This window comes from Thalassobius sp. Cn5-15 (assembly GCF_022347685.1).
In the GTDB taxonomy this organism is placed as follows: Bacteria; Pseudomonadota; Alphaproteobacteria; order Rhodobacterales; family Rhodobacteraceae; genus Thalassobius.
Window position 1 is genome coordinate 85491 of the sequence record NZ_JAKRGF010000008.1, and the last position, 15781, is coordinate 101271.

18 protein-coding genes are annotated in these 15781 nt (G+C 58.3%); 15 read left to right on the plus strand and 3 right to left on the minus strand.

Going from position 1 to position 15781, the window contains the following annotated elements; genetic code table 11:
* Positions 1-73: 73 nt before the first annotated feature.
* From rbfA to truB, 3 genes are all read left to right on the plus strand, one after another.
* On the plus strand, positions 74-502 hold the full coding sequence (rbfA, locus tag MHM86_RS15270) for a 30S ribosome-binding factor RbfA (RefSeq protein ID WP_370644191.1): 429 nt from the start codon (positions 74-76) through the stop codon (positions 500-502).
* A 6-nt stretch (positions 503-508) separates the two neighbouring features.
* Positions 509-1252 carry a phosphodiester glycosidase family protein gene (locus MHM86_RS15275; RefSeq protein ID WP_239201049.1) on the plus strand — a complete coding sequence of 248 codons (744 nt, stop codon included), beginning with the start codon at positions 509-511 and terminating at the stop codon, positions 1250-1252.
* Positions 1253-1359: 107 nt separating this feature from the next.
* Positions 1360-2271, plus strand: coding sequence for a tRNA pseudouridine(55) synthase TruB (gene truB, locus MHM86_RS15280; RefSeq protein WP_239201052.1), 912 nt, complete (start codon positions 1360-1362; stop codon positions 2269-2271).
* Between the two features lie 10 nt (positions 2272-2281).
* Here truB and MHM86_RS15285 read toward each other — a convergent pair whose 3' ends face one another.
* On the minus strand, positions 2282-2974 hold the full coding sequence (locus MHM86_RS15285) for a hypothetical protein (protein ID WP_239201053.1): 693 nt from the start codon (positions 2972-2974) through the stop codon (positions 2282-2284).
* An 82-nt stretch (positions 2975-3056) separates the two neighbouring features.
* Entirely contained in the window at positions 3057-3884 is an 828-nt protein-coding gene (locus MHM86_RS15290) for a hypothetical protein (RefSeq protein WP_239201054.1), read from the minus strand.
* 193 nt (positions 3885-4077) lie between these two features.
* On the opposite strand from MHM86_RS15290, the gene MHM86_RS15295 reads away from it, so the two are divergent.
* From MHM86_RS15295 to MHM86_RS15350, 12 genes are all read left to right on the plus strand, one after another.
* Complete coding sequence (locus MHM86_RS15295) at positions 4078-4608, plus strand: DUF1643 domain-containing protein (RefSeq protein WP_239201055.1); 531 nt, start codon at positions 4078-4080, stop codon at positions 4606-4608.
* Positions 4608-4928 (plus strand): DUF5665 domain-containing protein, encoded by a 321-nt coding sequence (locus MHM86_RS15300; protein ID WP_239201056.1) that lies wholly within the window; start codon positions 4608-4610, stop codon positions 4926-4928. Before MHM86_RS15295 ends, MHM86_RS15300 begins: the two co-directional genes overlap by 1 nt.
* A gap of 142 nt (positions 4929-5070) precedes the next feature.
* Positions 5071-6120 carry a calcium-binding protein gene (locus MHM86_RS15305; protein WP_239201057.1) on the plus strand — a complete coding sequence of 350 codons (1050 nt, stop codon included), beginning with the start codon at positions 5071-5073 and terminating at the stop codon, positions 6118-6120.
* 171 nt (positions 6121-6291) lie between these two features.
* On the plus strand, positions 6292-6561 hold the full coding sequence (gene rpsO / locus MHM86_RS15310; protein ID WP_058319234.1) for a 30S ribosomal protein S15: 270 nt from the start codon (positions 6292-6294) through the stop codon (positions 6559-6561).
* 186 nt (positions 6562-6747) lie between these two features.
* Entirely contained in the window at positions 6748-7467 is a 720-nt protein-coding gene (locus MHM86_RS15315) for a sterol desaturase family protein (protein WP_239201059.1), read from the plus strand.
* A gap of 167 nt (positions 7468-7634) precedes the next feature.
* Complete coding sequence (locus tag MHM86_RS15320; protein WP_239201127.1) at positions 7635-8861, plus strand: GTP-binding protein; 1227 nt, start codon at positions 7635-7637, stop codon at positions 8859-8861.
* Positions 8858-9136, plus strand: coding sequence for a DUF6525 family protein (locus MHM86_RS15325; protein WP_239201061.1), 279 nt, complete (start codon positions 8858-8860; stop codon positions 9134-9136). Before MHM86_RS15320 ends, MHM86_RS15325 begins: the two co-directional genes overlap by 4 nt.
* 168 nt (positions 9137-9304) lie before the next feature.
* Complete coding sequence (gene pnp, locus MHM86_RS15330; protein WP_239201063.1) at positions 9305-11434, plus strand: polyribonucleotide nucleotidyltransferase; 2130 nt, start codon at positions 9305-9307, stop codon at positions 11432-11434.
* Between the two features lie 222 nt (positions 11435-11656).
* Complete coding sequence (locus MHM86_RS15335) at positions 11657-12466, plus strand: lipopolysaccharide kinase InaA family protein (protein WP_239201065.1); 810 nt, start codon at positions 11657-11659, stop codon at positions 12464-12466.
* A 120-nt stretch (positions 12467-12586) separates the two neighbouring features.
* Positions 12587-13312, plus strand: coding sequence for a glycosyltransferase family 25 protein (locus MHM86_RS15340; RefSeq protein WP_239201067.1), 726 nt, complete (start codon positions 12587-12589; stop codon positions 13310-13312).
* A 4-nt stretch (positions 13313-13316) separates the two neighbouring features.
* The gene (locus tag MHM86_RS15345; protein WP_239201069.1) at positions 13317-14096 is read left to right on the plus strand and encodes a hypothetical protein; all 780 of its coding nucleotides are present in this window, start codon (positions 13317-13319) and stop codon (positions 14094-14096) included.
* A gap of 3 nt (positions 14097-14099) precedes the next feature.
* Positions 14100-14939 carry a glycosyltransferase family A protein gene (locus MHM86_RS15350; RefSeq protein ID WP_239201073.1) on the plus strand — a complete coding sequence of 280 codons (840 nt, stop codon included), beginning with the start codon at positions 14100-14102 and terminating at the stop codon, positions 14937-14939.
* 66 nt (positions 14940-15005) lie between these two features.
* Here MHM86_RS15350 and MHM86_RS15355 read toward each other — a convergent pair whose 3' ends face one another.
* Positions 15006-15659 carry a peroxiredoxin gene (locus MHM86_RS15355; RefSeq protein WP_239201074.1) on the minus strand — a complete coding sequence of 218 codons (654 nt, stop codon included), beginning with the start codon at positions 15657-15659 and terminating at the stop codon, positions 15006-15008.
* Between the last annotated feature and the right edge of the window lie 122 nt (positions 15660-15781).

Here is a 15781-nt window from a genome sequence, read left to right on the forward strand (position 1 = left end):
AAACTTGGTTTTTGCCTGCATAGAGCAGCATTGCCCGCTTGGCAAAGGTGCCATGACGCCTTAGATGCAGCCTATGGCCAAAGGAAATTCATACAGCGCCGGGCCCAGCACCCGGCAATTGCGCGTCGGCGAGTTAATCCGCCGGACGATGTCTGACCTCTTGATGCGAGGTGAGGTGCATGATGATGCGCTTGCCCGCATGTCGATCACGGTGGGCGAGGTGCAGATCACTTCTGACTTGCGCGTGGCGACCTGTTATGTGCTGCCACTGGGCGGCAAAGACGGCGACGAAGCGGTCAAGATTCTGGCCCGCAATCAAGGCGAGCTGCGCCATCTGATCGGCCGCAAATGCGGTCTGAAACACGCACCAGAACTGCGGTTCAAGGTCGACACCTCCTTTGACCGGATGGATGAGACCCGCGCGCTGCTGAACCGCGAAGACGTGCGTCGCGATCTGGACAAGCCCGACGGTGAGTCTGACGACGACGCAATCGAAAGCTAATCTGTAATGCGCCGGTTTCTTGCCCTAATCACGCTGGCGCTCACCGTTATGGCATCCCCTGCCTGGACTCTGGAATGCCAGCGCCTTTCTTATTTAGGCACACCCTACACAGTGTGTGAGGTTGACCCAGCGTCGGAGGACCTGCGTCTGTTTCACAGTGATGCCCGCGGGGTGTTGGGCAGCTATGGTCGCATTGATCAGATGCTGGCGAATGAGGGGCGTGTCCTGAGTTTTGCGATGAACGGCGGCATGTATCACTCCGATCGCGCGCCAGTGGGCCTTTATGTCGAGGACGGCATGGAACAGACCCGCCTGCTGACCGGGGCCAGCGATGGCAACTTTGGTCTTTTGCCCAATGGTGTGTTCTGCATCCGCGACGGTCGCGCCGATGTGGTGGAAACGCTGCGCTTTGCGAAAGAAAGCCCCCAATGCCGCTATGCCACCCAATCGGGGCCGATGCTGGTGATTGACGGACAGTTGCACCCCCGTTTCATTCCCGGCGGCACCTCACGTTATATCCGCAACGGCGTTGGCAGCTCTGCGGACGGGCAGCGCGTGATTTTTGCAATTTCCGACTCGCGGGTGAATTTTCACGATTTCGGACTGTTGTTTCGCGACCATCTGAAACTGCCCAACGCGCTGTTTTTGGATGGCAAGGTCTCTCGAATCTACCTGCCTGCTGAGGGCCGAGCCGATCTGGGATTTCCCGTGGGCCCTATGATCGGTGTGACTGTGCCTTTGGCGGAGTGATCAGTGGCCAAAACAGCACCCCAATGTGGCAGGCACAATTTGACACACCAGCCCCGCTGCGGTAACTGGCGCGCCACTCTAGTTTTCACGACAAATCGGGGATCATCATGGGACGCAAGCGCAAGGGGCGTGACATTTCGGGCTGGCTGGTGGTCGACAAACCGGCAGGCATGACCTCGACCGCTGTGGTCAACAAGGTCCGCTGGGCGCTGGACGCGAAGAAGGCTGGCCATGCAGGCACCCTTGACCCCGAAGCGACCGGCGTTCTGGCCGTCGCCTTGGGCGAAGCCACCAAAACCGTGCCCTTCATCACTGATGCGCTGAAAGCCTACCGGTTTGTGGTACGTCTGGGGCAGGCGACCAACACTGATGACGCCGAAGGCGAGGTGATCGCCGAAAGCGCCGATCGCCCGACAGATGAAGATATCAAGGCCGCACTTGGCGCCTTCCTTGGCGACATCATGCAGGTGCCGCCGAAGTTTTCGGCGGTGAAGATCGACGGTGAACGCGCCTACAAACTGGCCCGCAGTGGCGATGAGGATTTTGAAATCGCCGCCCGCCCCCTCTGGGTGGACGAATTGGTGATGACCGACCGTCCCGATGCCGACCATGTGGAGCTGGAAATGGTCTGCGGCAAAGGCGGCTATGTGCGTTCTATCGCCCGCGATTTGGGCGCGGCATTAGGTTGTCATGGCCACGTGCTGCATCTGCGCCGCATCTGGTCCGGCCCGTTTGAGGCCGAAGACGGTCTGACGTTTGAGCAGATCGAAGAGCTGGCGCGTACCCCTGAATTGGACGATCACCTGCTGCCGCTGGAACAGGGTTTGGCGGACCTGCCAGAGGTGAAAACCACCGAACAAGGCGCCGCCAAACTGCGCAATGGCAACCCCGGTCTGGTGATCGCAACGGACGTGGAATACGGCGATGAATGCTGGGCCAGCCTGAACGGCGAAGCGATTGCTGTTGGGGTATTCAAGGCCGGTGAACTGCACCCTAGCCGCGTGTTTGTACGCGGGTAAGATCAACCGCTTAGGCCCCCACAATCTGCGGCTGTTCGCAATGCTGACAGGCGATTAACAATAGATCCGCCGTCGCCACCTCCGCGGCGGAGAGGTCTTGACCGTCCACGTCCATCCAATGCGGCCCGCCCTCCGTCTTTGTGGCCTGTAAGGCCAGCGACAATGCCGTCTGGTCCCCCGCCAGCGCGATCAGCACCTGATCACCCGCTTCCAGCGTGGTGGCATCCGCATCACGATCATAGCGCAATATCAGCTCGGCCATCATCGACCGGGCACCGCCTGCCTCCTCCTGAAAGAGAAGGGCAAGTTGATCTGCGCCTTGCTCAACGACGAAGGGATCAGAGGCGGTGGGCTCCACGCCACACTTTAGCGGATCAGATCCAAGATCAGTCTCTAACTGATGGGTTTTGACCACGTCCGACAAAACGATCGCCGCCAGCAGGTCCTCCTCTTCGCCACCTGTGACCTGCGTCTGACCAACGCCTGAGGCAGTGGCGAGCAGATCAAACAGCCCCAAGGTGCCGTCGGGCGCGGGCCGCGCGACCTCTTGCACAGGCGGATCATCGCGCTCACCGCCACCCTGCCCATCAGGCGGCAGCGCTGTCGCCTCCTCCAGATCCTCAACAAAGCTCATGACCGCATCAGAAATCATCAGGCCAAACGCAACGGGGACAGCCAGCAACAACAGCAACAGGGGGGACATACGCAAAACCTCACCAGAACAAGCAGTCTGATGAGGGTGCGGTGATTCCAGTGAATTTTAGCTTAATCGGGACGAAATTAGATCAGCTGCGTTCGCCAACCAATGCCTCCAACGGGCGGGCGGTCAGGATCAAATCAGCGGCTTCGCCCTCCTCGGCGGTGATTTCGTTGCCTTCAACGTCCAGCCAAACCGGCGCGTCCGCGTCGGTTTCAGCGTCGTAGAAAGCAACCGTCATCGCGGTCTGGTCACCGTTCAGGCGCAGAACCTCATCACCGTCCATCTCAACAACTGTGGTGTCGGTGTCAGCGTCATGTTCGATCATGAAGCTATCAACCGCATCTTTTGTACTGAAATCAGTGGTGTAGACGCCTTCATGCAGCGCGTAGTCGATTTCCAGCTTGTCTTCGCCAATAGTGAAATCGGTGATCACTGCGGCTTCGTTATCACCGAAGTAGTTATCAGCGTAGGCTTTGAAAGTGTCTTCGCCTTCGCCGCCGGTGGCGGTTGCGTTCGGGCCGACATACAGGATGTCATCGCCTTCGCCGCCATCCATGACGTCGCCGTCATTGTCGGTCAGGCTGATTTCGCCGGGCTGGTGATTCCAATCGTCACGATAAAAGTCATCGGAGCCGCTAAACAGCAAGTCGTCCCCTTGACCGCCGTCCAGCGTATCTGCCCCGTCTGAGCCAAACAGTGTGTCGTCCCCGCTGCCCCCAGCCAGAACGTCATCACCACGACCGCCGTTCAGCAGTTCGGCCAGATCCATAATCTGCTGGTCGTCCTGTTGGGTCGCTTCCGACGCTTCTACGTCATCTGAGTGCGTCTCTTGATCCGCTTGATCCGCATCATCGAGAGCCGTCATGCCGTAAGCACCGGCCATCATCGCGCTGATCAAAATCAAGAGTGTCATCGTTAAACCTCACATCGGTTGTCGTAGTCGACTTATGGGATAAATCTAGCACATCCCTAAGGGAGGCATGAGTCATCTAACTGACGACAAACGACGCCAACCCTACAGGGCCAAGGCCTTATCACGCCTTGTCACATAGGGCTTTCCGCCACAGGCGATTGCACTAACGTCAGAAATATGGCCAATAAAGCGGATGATCACACGCGATTTCCAAAAGGGCGACGCCCTGTCCACCGCCACCTACTCTGACTGTGAACGCTATAGGTATCAGTTGACGCGAATCTGGGATTCGGGAGGGCAGAAGGCCCTGTTTGTGATGCTGAACCCGTCAACCGCGACAGAGGTGCAAAACGATCCCACAGTGGAACGCTGTGAACGCCGTGCACGAGCGCTGGGGTTCGGGGCATTTCGCGTGACCAACATCTTCGCCTGGCGCGACACCGATCCAAAGGCGATGCGCGCCGCCGCTGACCCCATTGGTGAGGCCAATGACAGCGCTATCCTTGAAGGCTGTGACTGGGCCGACCAGATCATCGCCGCATGGGGCAGCCATGGTGACCACCTGAACCGCGGCGCCCATGTGGCTGCCCTACTGCGCGCCACGGGTCAGCCTGTCTATGCGCTGGGTCTGACCAAGGCAGGACATCCCAAACACCCGCTTTACATCGCTTACACACAACAACCCGAACTGTGGGACATCCCCGAACAAGGGGGAACCGCCTGATGGATCAGCCGACAAAGACACCGCAAACAAGCGCCCACAATACCCAAGAGGACGCCATCCGCCGCCTGACCGCCGAGGTCGAGCGGTTCAACAATCATCGGTTCGTCGCAGTGCAGAACTCTCGCTGGCGTCTGTTGGGGTTTCAATTCATGCGCGGACTGGCTTTTGGCCTTGGCTCTGTCATCGGTGCAACCCTGTTGGTCTCTATGATCGGCTGGTGGCTATCGCAGTTTGAATTCCTGCCTCTGATCGGCGACTGGATGGTGATCCTGTCAGAAGAGTTCGAGCGTGCCGTGGGCGGCAACGAGCAAGCCAACTGATCCAGAGAGGCCGTCCAACTGCAGCGACCATATTAACCATTTGATTCGTTCCGTTTTGACCGACCGCAGCGGATCCCGCAGACTACGGACTGGGTGAATGGGGCCGATCTGTAAAGGTAGGCGGGCAAATGGTGATCGCGATATGCTAGTTTTCACAGGAATGCTGGGCGCGTTGGTGGCTGGAGTCGCATTGGCCGGCTTGGTTGGAATGCCCGATGCGCATGATGACCCCTCAAACGACAATGACGCGTCACAGGATGGCCGTGCAGCAGACACTGCTGGCGATACCCCCTATGATCCCGAAACCGATCCCAGCGCCTATCTGATCCGGCTGATCGCCGATGGTGCTACCCATACAAATACAGATCTCACAGACGCGGGCACCCCCGTCTTTGGCAGCGCAGATGATGATATTCTGACGGGCGACGCAGATGCAGATTACATCAGAAGCGGCGCGGGTAACGACCGTGTGCATGGCTATGGTGGTGACGATCTGATCGTCGCAGGCGACGGCACGGATGAGGTGCTCGGCGGAGACGGGCAGGACCACTTGTGGGGCGGTGCGGGCGATGACACGCTGCATGGCAACGATGGCGATGATCAGTTGCACGGCGACGCGGGGGACGATCACCTCTATGGCCACAACGGGGACGACCAGCTGCGCGGCGGCGAAGGATCCGACGCCCAGTTCGGTGGCGCCGGGCAAGATCGCCTGAACGGTGAGACTGGCGATGACAGCCTGCAGGGTGGTCTTGGCGACGACACGCTGCTGGGCGGTGCGGGGGCGGATGTGCTCTTTGGTGGGTCGGGCGACGATCTGCTGCTCGGCGGAGATGACAACACGAGCGATTTCCTCAACGGAGGCGGTGGTGCGGATATCATCCAGTTTGGCCGCGCCGATGTGGTCAGCGGCGGCGACGGCGCAGATACGCTGGTGACTGAGGTCAACGGCCCAGAAGGCACGGAGCAAACAGCCGAAGTGATGGATTTTGATACCGCTGCCGACACGCTGGTGCTATTTTATCAGGACACTGGCGGCGACGCACCGGATCTGGACCTGCGCCCTTCGCAGGCTCCCGATGGCGGGTTAGAGGTCTGGCTGCAAAACCAACAGGTCGCACTGCTACACGGTGTCGATGATCCCAACAGTGCCGATATCCGCCTGCTACCCGACCCACGCGGCGCCGCTTGATCGTTCCCTCAGCGCAGATACCCTGGAAACAGGTCTTTTCCCTTCCCTTCAGCGCAATTTTCCCGTAACAGCACGCATCGCTTGGGCCTGACCCTAGCGATTCCTCCATAGGACCTCGTCTGGACGACATCCCGGCTTGTGCCCTGAACCCTTAAACTTAGGAGATCCCCGATGTCGATCACTGCTGAAGAAAAAGCACGCGTCATGAAAGAATACGCAACCAAAGAAGGCGACACCGGTTCGCCCGAAGTACAGGTTGCTATCCTGTCGTCGCGCATCGCGACCCTGACCGAGCACTTCAAAACCCACAAAAAAGACAACCACGGCCGCCGTGGTCTGCTGATGATGGTTGCACAGCGTCGTAAGCTGCTGGACTACCTCAAAGGCAAAGACGAAGCCCGTTACGCTGACCTGATCAAACGTCTGGGCCTGCGTCGCTAAGGTTTTCGGATCTTTCCGATCCAGAAACGCCCTCTCCTGTCGGAGGGGGCGTTTTTTATTGCCTGCCTACGCCAAACAAGTTGATCGCCAAGTCGGTTGGGACGTCACGTTTACGCCAAGTCTATCTCTGTCAGGTGGCAATTCCATGCTACCCTTGGATCAGGAGATGATCAGAGGAGGATGATCATGGGACCAACTATACGAATTTTGATGAACATGGGCACGCTGCACCGGCTGTTGCCCCTGTGGATTGCCGGGCTGATTGCCATCGTGGTGTTCTGGACACCATGGTTTCTGCTGGCGATTGTGTACGGCATGGTGGCGCAGTTTGTCGTCGAATACGCGATGCACCGTTTTCTATACCACCGCGAGCCACCGAGCGAACAAAGCCCATTCAACGAACTGTACCGCAGCCATATCGGCCATCACGAATTTCCCAACAACCCAGAGTTTTTCACCGGCGATCAGCATTGGTATCCGGTGAAATTCGCCAGCCAGTCGCTGGTGGTGCACTTTCTGGTTCTTTGGTATTTCCTCGGCTGGCAGATGGCGCTGCTGTGGCCCTTTATTGCGCTGACCGTTGGGTCGGTAACCGCCTTCACTTTCTATGAATATTGCCACACACTGGCCCATGTGAAGGTGCCCAAGGGTTGGTTTGGCGAACGTGTCACCCGTAGCCACCTGCGCCATCATTTCAACGATCATGAGACCACGTTTCACGTCAGCTTTGGTATGGGCTGGATCGACCGGCTATTTGGCACAGCCTATGACCGTGAACAGGCCAAGGAACGGTTTGATCGCCAAACCATCCTGTCGATGGGCATGGATCCCGACGACCTGCGGCTGGTCACCGCGCGTAAGGCCTACGGGCTAACGGGCCACCCGATACGCCGCAAAGAGGCCTGAGCGCACCAATCTGCCTAAAAACCGAACCAACAAGCCTCGTCAGCCATCGCTGGCGGGGCTTGTCTTTGCCTCGGTCCCGACCTTATATGTTATGTTATTACATTTTGGATTCGACAGAGGTTCTCCCCATGCCTGATCTCCACCAACCTGATCATCGTTCGCCCGATCTGACCGACACCCGCCTACCGGTCACCGTACTGTCCGGCTTCCTTGGCGCGGGTAAAACCACGCTATTGAATCGCCTTCTGAACAACCGCATGGGCCTGCGCATCGCGGTGATTGTGAACGATATGTCAGAGGTAAACATCGACGCCGATCTGGTGCGCAGTGACACCGGCAGCCTCAGCCATACCGATGAAACACTGGTGGAGATGTCGAACGGCTGCATCTGTTGCACCCTGCGGGAGGATCTGCTGATCGAAGTGCGCCAGCTGGCCGAACAGGGGCGCTTTGACTACCTGCTGATCGAATCCTCCGGCATTTCGGAACCGATTCCCGTCGCCACCTCCTTCGCCTTTGAGGATGAAGAGGGCCGAAGCCTGTCACAGGTGGCGCGGTTAGATACGATGGCCACCGTCGTCGATGCGGTGAACCTGCTGCGTGACTTTTCCAGCCATGACTTTCTGGCCGATCACGGCGAAACCGCGGGCGAAGATGACGATCGCACGCTGGTCCATCTGCTGACCGATCAAATCGAATTTGCCGATGTCGTTGTTCTGAACAAGGTCAGCGACGCAGGCCCGGAAAGAACGCAGGCCGCCCGTCAGATCATCCGCAGCCTCAACGGCGACGCGCGGATTATCGAAGCCGATTATTCCGAGGTCGATCCGCAGGCCCTGCTAAACACCGGCCTTTTTGATTTTGACCGCGCCTATCAGCATCCCCAATGGGCGAAAGAGCTGTACGGTCATGCCGACCATGTGCCAGAGACAGAGGAATACGGCGTTGGATCCTACGTCTACCGCGCCCACGCGCCCTTTGATCCGGCCAAGGTGCATGCGGTTCTGAACGGCCCGCTGAACGGTGTGATCCGTGCCAAGGGGCATATGTGGCTGGTCACGCGACCGATGTTTGTTGCGGAATATTCGATGGCTGGGGCGCTCTCGACCGTGGGGCCGATTGGCACGTGGTGGGCCTCGGTTCCGCAGGAGCGTTGGCCGGATCATCCGGGCCTGCAGGATTATATGCAACAGCACTGGCGCGAACCGTTCGGGGACCGGCGGCAAGAGCTGGTCTTTATTGGGGCTGGCATCGACTGGCCAGCGCTGCGCGCAGAGCTGGACGCCTGCCTGTGTGTTGAGGCGACAGCTGAAACGTTGGATCAATTCGCCGATCTGCCCGATCCGTTCCCGCTGTGGCGTCACCCAACCCGTGACATGGAGGCCGCCGAATGAGGGGCACGCGCCGCACGACAAAATCTAAAAACAATCTGGGCGAGACCGGGCTGTCACGGCGGGCACGTCGCGGTGATCCGATGCGGGATTTTGACACTCTGCCAGCGCCCTTACGAGCGTGGGTCCGCGAGGCAGTTCTGCCATGGTCGCCCCATTCCTGCCGTCGGATCTGGACCCGCGCCTTAGCCAAAGGCGCCAGCGAGGCAGAGGCGCTGGCCCGTCTGGATCGTGCCGAAGCCGCGACGCTGGCGCGCAGTCAAACGGCAGGAGTCTGATTGTTGTTTCAAAACAGCCCGAAAACATGTAAGGCCGCGCTATCTGAGACGTTGTGCCCGGACCCTGGCACTCGGACATGAAGATAATGGGGTCGGCGGCAATGGGGCCGCCATTTACACAAGGCAGCATCGGGATACGCTCGAACCGCTGCCAACTAGGATACGCATATGTTTGACGTAACGACCAAATCGATGCAGTGGGGCGAAGAGACCCTCACTCTGGAAACGGGCAAAGTGGCCCGTCAGGCCGACGGCACCGTCATCGCCACTCTGGGCGAGACCTCCGTAATGGCCAACGTGACCTTCGCAAAGGCACCGAAACCCGGTCAGGATTTCTTCCCGCTGACCGTTCACTATCAGGAAAAATACTACGCTGCGGGTAAAATCCCCGGCGGTTTCTTCAAGCGCGAAGCGCGCCCAACCGAAAAAGAGACACTGACCGCACGTCTGATCGACCGTCCGATCCGCCCGCTGTTCGTTCCCGGCTTCAAACACGAAGTTCTGGTCATGTGCACCGTGCTGTCGCACGATCTGGTCAATGACCCCGACGTTGTTGCGATGATCGCAGCCTCTGCAGCGCTGACCATTTCGGGCGCACCGTTCCGTGGCCCGATCGCCTGTGCCCGTGTTGGCTTTGAGGATGGTGAATACATCCTGAACCCGACCGTGGACGACATGGATCAGCTGCGCAACAACCCCGATCAGCGCCTTGATCTGGTTGTCGCCGGCACCAAAGACGCCGTGATGATGGTTGAATCGGAAGCCTATGAGCTGACCGAAGCGGAAATGCTGGGCGCGGTAAACTTCGCCCACGAACAGATCCAGCCGGTCATCGACCTGATCATCGATCTGGCCGAAGATGCAGCGAAAGAGCCGTTTGAATTTGTCGCCCCCGACTATTCGGACCTCTACGAAGTGGTGAAAGCCGCTGGTGAAGAGCAGATGCGCGCCGCATACGCGATCACCGACAAGCAGGAACGTGTTGCCGCTGTTGGCGCCGCCCGCGACGCAATCGTTGCCGGTCTGACCGAAGAACAGCAAGAAGACGCCAACCTCGGTTCCGCGCTGAAGAAGCTGGAATCGGTTGTTCTGCGTGGGTCTGTTGTCAAGGAAGGCAAGCGTATCGACGGTCGTGCACTGGATCAGATCCGTCCGATCGTTGCGGAAACCGGCATGCTGCCGCGGACCCATGGTTCGGCCCTGTTCACCCGTGGCGAAACCCAAGGTCTGGTTGTGACCACCCTGGGCACCGGCGACGACGAACAGATCATCGACGCCCTGCACGGCAACTACCGTTCGAACTTCATGCTGCACTACAACTTCCCGCCCTACTCGGTTGGTGAAGTGGGCCGCGTTGGTTCCCCCGGTCGTCGTGAGATTGGTCACGGCAAACTGGCATGGCGTGCGCTGCAGGCTGTTCTGCCCGCCGCAACCGATTTCCCCTACACCGTCCGCGTTGTCTCCGAGATCACCGAATCGAACGGTTCCTCCTCGATGGCATCGGTCTGTGGTGGCTCACTGTCCATGATGGACGCAGGTGTACCGCTGAAGTCGGCTGTTGCCGGTGTTGCGATGGGTCTGGTGCTGGAAGAAGACGGGTCCTACGCGATCCTGTCCGACATTCTGGGCGACGAAGATCACCTGGGCGACATGGACTTCAAAGTGGCAGGGACCGAAAACGGCATCACCTCGCTGCAGATGGACATCAAGGTTGCAGGCATCACGCCTGAGATCATGGAAAAAGCTCTGGCACAGGCCAAAGATGGCCGGATGCACATCCTGGGCGAAATGAACAAGGCGCTGTCCGGCACCTCTGACTTCTCGGTCCACGCTCCGCGCATCGAAACCATGCAGATCCCCACCGACAAGATCCGTGAAGTGATCGGTTCCGGCGGCAAGGTGATCCGCGAGATCGTTGAAACCTCGGGCGCCAAAGTCGACATCAACGACGACGGCATCATCAAGATCGCTTCGCCCGATGGCGAGTGCATCAAGAAGGCCTATGAGATGATCCACTCGATCGTCGCAGAGCCGGAAGAAGGTGCGGTCTACAAAGGTAAAGTTGTGAAGATCGTCGACTTCGGCGCCTTCGTGAACTTCTTTGGCAAGCGTGACGGCCTGGTGCACGTGTCGCAAATCGAAAACCGCCGCCTGAACCACCCCTCCGACGTCCTGAAAGAGGGCCAAGAGGTATGGGTCAAGCTGCTGGGCTTTGATGACCGTGGCAAAGTGCGCCTGTCGATGAAAGTTGTCGATCAGGAAACCGGCGAAGAAGCCAAGAAAGAAGACGCAGAGTAATCTGCCCTTCGATGAGATGAGAAAGCCCCGGCCATTGGCCGGGGCTTTTGCTTTGGGGGATGCTCACAATTCTTTGATCAACAGAGATTTGAAACGCCCCGTCTGAAAGCACACGTTGAGAAAAATGCACTGCCGCGTCGCTGCTTCCCCCTTGCGCATGTCACCTTGATCGGTATTCAGGCCGCTGCTCCAGCATAACTGGCGCTTCGAAAGTTCTATTCCATGCCTATAATTCTGAAAAAATACCCCAGCAAACATCTTGAAGTGTATATCCCCGAAGACTTGGAGCCATCGCTTCGGCAACACGTCCTGTCGGTCTTGCCTGATCCGACTCGAACAGTTGCGCCAGAGAAGGCACAAGTTTTGAAGTCTGCGCATCAAAGGTTAGTCCTGCGACTGCCCGCAGGGCGCTCGCATCCATCGTTGATCGCCAAAATGTTTCCGCTGCGTAAAGTCAGCTCGATGCTGCGCTACCGGAAATACGCATACCGCGAATTTTTGAACGGCGAACGCGCGCGTCGGCGCGGTATCGCAGCACCGATACCCTATGGCTATTTCCACGCGCGTTGGCTTGGACTGGTGCAGGGTAGCGGGCTGATCACCAATGATCTGACCGGATACAAAGACATCAGCCAATTATCTGAAGAAAAAGGTGATTTCCTTGCGGCAGCCACTTTGGCAATCCCCGCCATCGTAGCGCAATATAACGCTGGCATTTACCACGGCGATTTTCGCGATGCGAACCTGATGATCGCACCAGGATCCACTGATGGAAGCGACTACAGTCTTATCGATTGGCAGTACGCGTCCTACGTGAAGCCGCGGCAGGAATGGTTGTTGGAACACCTCTGCGCCTTTTTCATCACGAAATCACCACGCAAGCACCAAGAAACATTGCTGCGCGAAGGTTTGGCACGGGTGCACACGGCAGCGCAGCCGGACATCCCACTGATTGTCCTACAACAACGCGTGGAACGTCTGATGCGCAAGAAGATGTCGACCCGACGCAGGTTACAGCTGACACCAGCCTAAGGCGCGTATCAGGCATACCATCTGTCTCGATTGCAGTGTAATGTCGCTGAAATTGCAGGGGTGGAATGGGGCTACAGGTGCCACGGCCCGCCCAAACGACAGGATACAGGGTCTCTATCCATGCCCGGAACATACCCCATTTTCGTCATCAGTCTGGAAGACGCCGCAGAACGGCGCCAGGACCTGATGGATCAACTTCAGGCACAGGGTCTGACAGCGCAGATGTTTCCCGCCATTGACGCCCGCCAAGGCGTGCCTGCCGCGCTGGAACACCTGGTGGACCGCCCGCAAACACGCAAACGCATGCGCCGCGATATGAGTGCGGGCGAATATGGCTGCGCCCTGTCCCACCGCACTCTCTATGAGAAAATCGTCACCGAAGGCCTGCCCGGCGCGATCATTCTGGAAGATGACGCCATCCCGCATCCGTCCTTTGGTGACTTCGTTCGCGCTGGCGATGCCGAAGGCAAAGATATGGTCGTGTTCGATTATATCCGTGTGTCCGTATCGCGGTGGCGCGAGCAAACCGTCACAGCAGGCGTCAAGCTGCACCAGCTTTTTGCCCGCTCCACCCGCACCACCGGCTACGCGGTATCGCAGAACGCAGCCCGAAAGCTGCTGGCCGAAACCACACCGATCTCGCACGCAGCAGATTGGCCCTGCGATCTCTACACAGTTGGCGCTTGGGCGACCTATCCAAAGCTGATCAATCACCCTGATGAAGACGAGGTTCCCTCAACCATAAGCGCGGACCGTGCGACATTGACCCAGAAAAGCTCCAAACACCCGATGCGCCATTTCCGTGCAGAACACTGGCGCAAGAAAATCGCGAAACGCGTAGGATAAATCATTGGAACCTGTACTGATCCTGACGATGAAATGGGGCACGCTTTATGGGCCCCATTACGTAAACAATCTGGCCCGCGGGGTGAAAAAACACCTGAAGCGCCCGCATCGTTTCATCTGTTTTACCGATGATGCAGCCGGGCTGGACGAGGGCATCGAGGCGATGCCGCTACCCGAACTGGGCCTGCCGAAGGGCCATAAGGATACCCGTTGGCAAAAGTTGGCGCTGTTTCGCAAGGACCTGTTCGGCCTGAAAGGCACAGCGCTGTTTTTGGATCTGGATCTGGTGATCGTGGATGATCTGGAGCCTCTGTTTGAAATGGACGGCGCCTTCCGCATTATTCGCGACGATGACCTGTTCCGCGCAAAACCATTGCGCAAGGTAAATCCGAAACGTGATGCCTTCCTGCATTCTGTCGGCAACAGTTCTGTCTTCCGCTATGAAGTGGGGGAACACAGCTACATTCTGGACGCCTTCGTCGCCGATCCCAGCGCCGCCACCGCAGGATTTGAGATCAGTCAGCAGTTCCAGAGCGATCAATTGGCAAAACACGGCAACCTGCACTACTGGCCACAAGAATGGTGCGTCAGCTTCAAAAACCACTGTGTGCCGCGCGGTTTTTCCAGCTATTTCAACGACCCCAGTCTGCCCAAAGGTGCCCGCATCGTGGTCTTTGCCGGATCGCCCAAGATGGATGACGCGCTGAATGGCAAAGGCGGCAAGTGGTATCGCCGGATCGGGGATGTATCGTGGTTGAAATCGCAATGGATGAATGCGGGCTAACAAATGTCGAGTAAGAACTGGTTTTCCGCACTGAAATGGCGCCAGCGCGTCCGTCGCAGCCAGCATGAGCTGTCGCGTCGGCGTGTGACCCCCCGCGCGCATGGGCTGGATGCGCCGCTGGTGGTGTCCTTGACCAGTTTTCCCAAGCGCTTCGAAACGCTTCCTCTGACGTTGAAATGCCTCCTACAACAGAGTGTTAAAGCGGACGCGGTGATCCTATGGGTCGCGCATGCGGATATGGATGCGCTCACCCCTGAGATTCTGCAGCTGCAGGAGCAGGGTTTAAGCATCCGCGCCTGTGATGAACTGCGCCCCTACAACAAACTGATCCATGCGCTGGTCGACGACCCCGACCGTTACATCGCCACGGCCGATGATGACGTCTACTATGAGGCGGACTGGCTGGAAAAACTCGTCACTGGCGCGCAGCAACACTCGCGCCATGTGATTTCGCATCGTTCACACCGCGTGGGCTATGACGCTAACGGCCAGATGCTGCCCTATGGCCAGTGGCAAAAAAACATCGGCACCGCAGGCGCTGGGGTGGATGTGTTTGCCACCGGCGTCAGCGGCGTCCTGTACCCACCACGTTGTCTGCACTCTCAGGTGACAGACGCCGAAACCTTCACGCGGCTGTGCCCCGGTACAGATGATATCTGGTTTTACTGGATGGCCCGCATGGCAGGCACGCAAGTGCATCATCTGGGCCCCAAACGGCGCATTCTGGAATGGCCCAGTTCGCAGGATGTCAGCCTGCGGCAAAACAATCACGGGCAGGACAACGATAATGGCAATGATCGCGCCATAGCCGAACTTATCCGACACTTCGGACAGCCGAAATAACACCCAAACTGAAAACGCCCCGAACCTCACGGCCGGGGCGTTCACGTTTCCGACGAGGACGAACCCTTAGACAGGGTTCTTGGCAAAGCGCAGGTAGGGCAGTTTTTTGTCCAGCGCGCCGTACTTCTCTTCAGCCGCAGCGTCGTCCAGTGCCAGTGCAACGATCACGTCCTGACCGGTTTCCCAGTTGGCGGGCGTTGCCAGCGGCTGACCAAAGGTACGTTGCAAACCGTCCAGCGCGCGCAGCACCTCGGCAAAGTTGCGGCCAACCGACATCGGGTAGGTCATGGTCAGCTGCAGTTTCTTGTCCGGTGAGATGATGAAGACAGATCGCACAGTGGCGCTGTCTGCAGGGGTGCGGCCATCGGGCAGGTAGGCGTCTGCGGGCAGCATGTCGAACAGTTTCGACACTTCCAGACCTTCGTCGGCAATGATCGGGAACCCTGCAGTGGCGCCGGCGAAGCTTTCGATGTCGCCTTTCCAGCCTTTGTGATCTTCGACGCCGTCAACGGACACGCCGATGACCTTGGTGCCGCGCTTCGCCCATTCGTCGGCCAGCTGTGCAACCGCGCCAAATTCGGTGGTGCAGACGGGGGTGAAATCCTTGGGGTGGGAAAACAGGATCGCCCAGCTGTCACCAATCCAATCGTGGAAGGAAATAGTTCCTTGATCGGTTTCAGCAGTGAAATTCGGAACGATGTCGTTGATGCGCAGGCCCATTTCAGTGTCCTTTCGGGTCAATCTACAGAGTGGAATAGCGCGGGAGGTCAGAGATCCCGCTGATGGTGCTGACTGCATATTCACCAGCCCAGCGACGCACGCAACCGTGAATTTTCAGGACA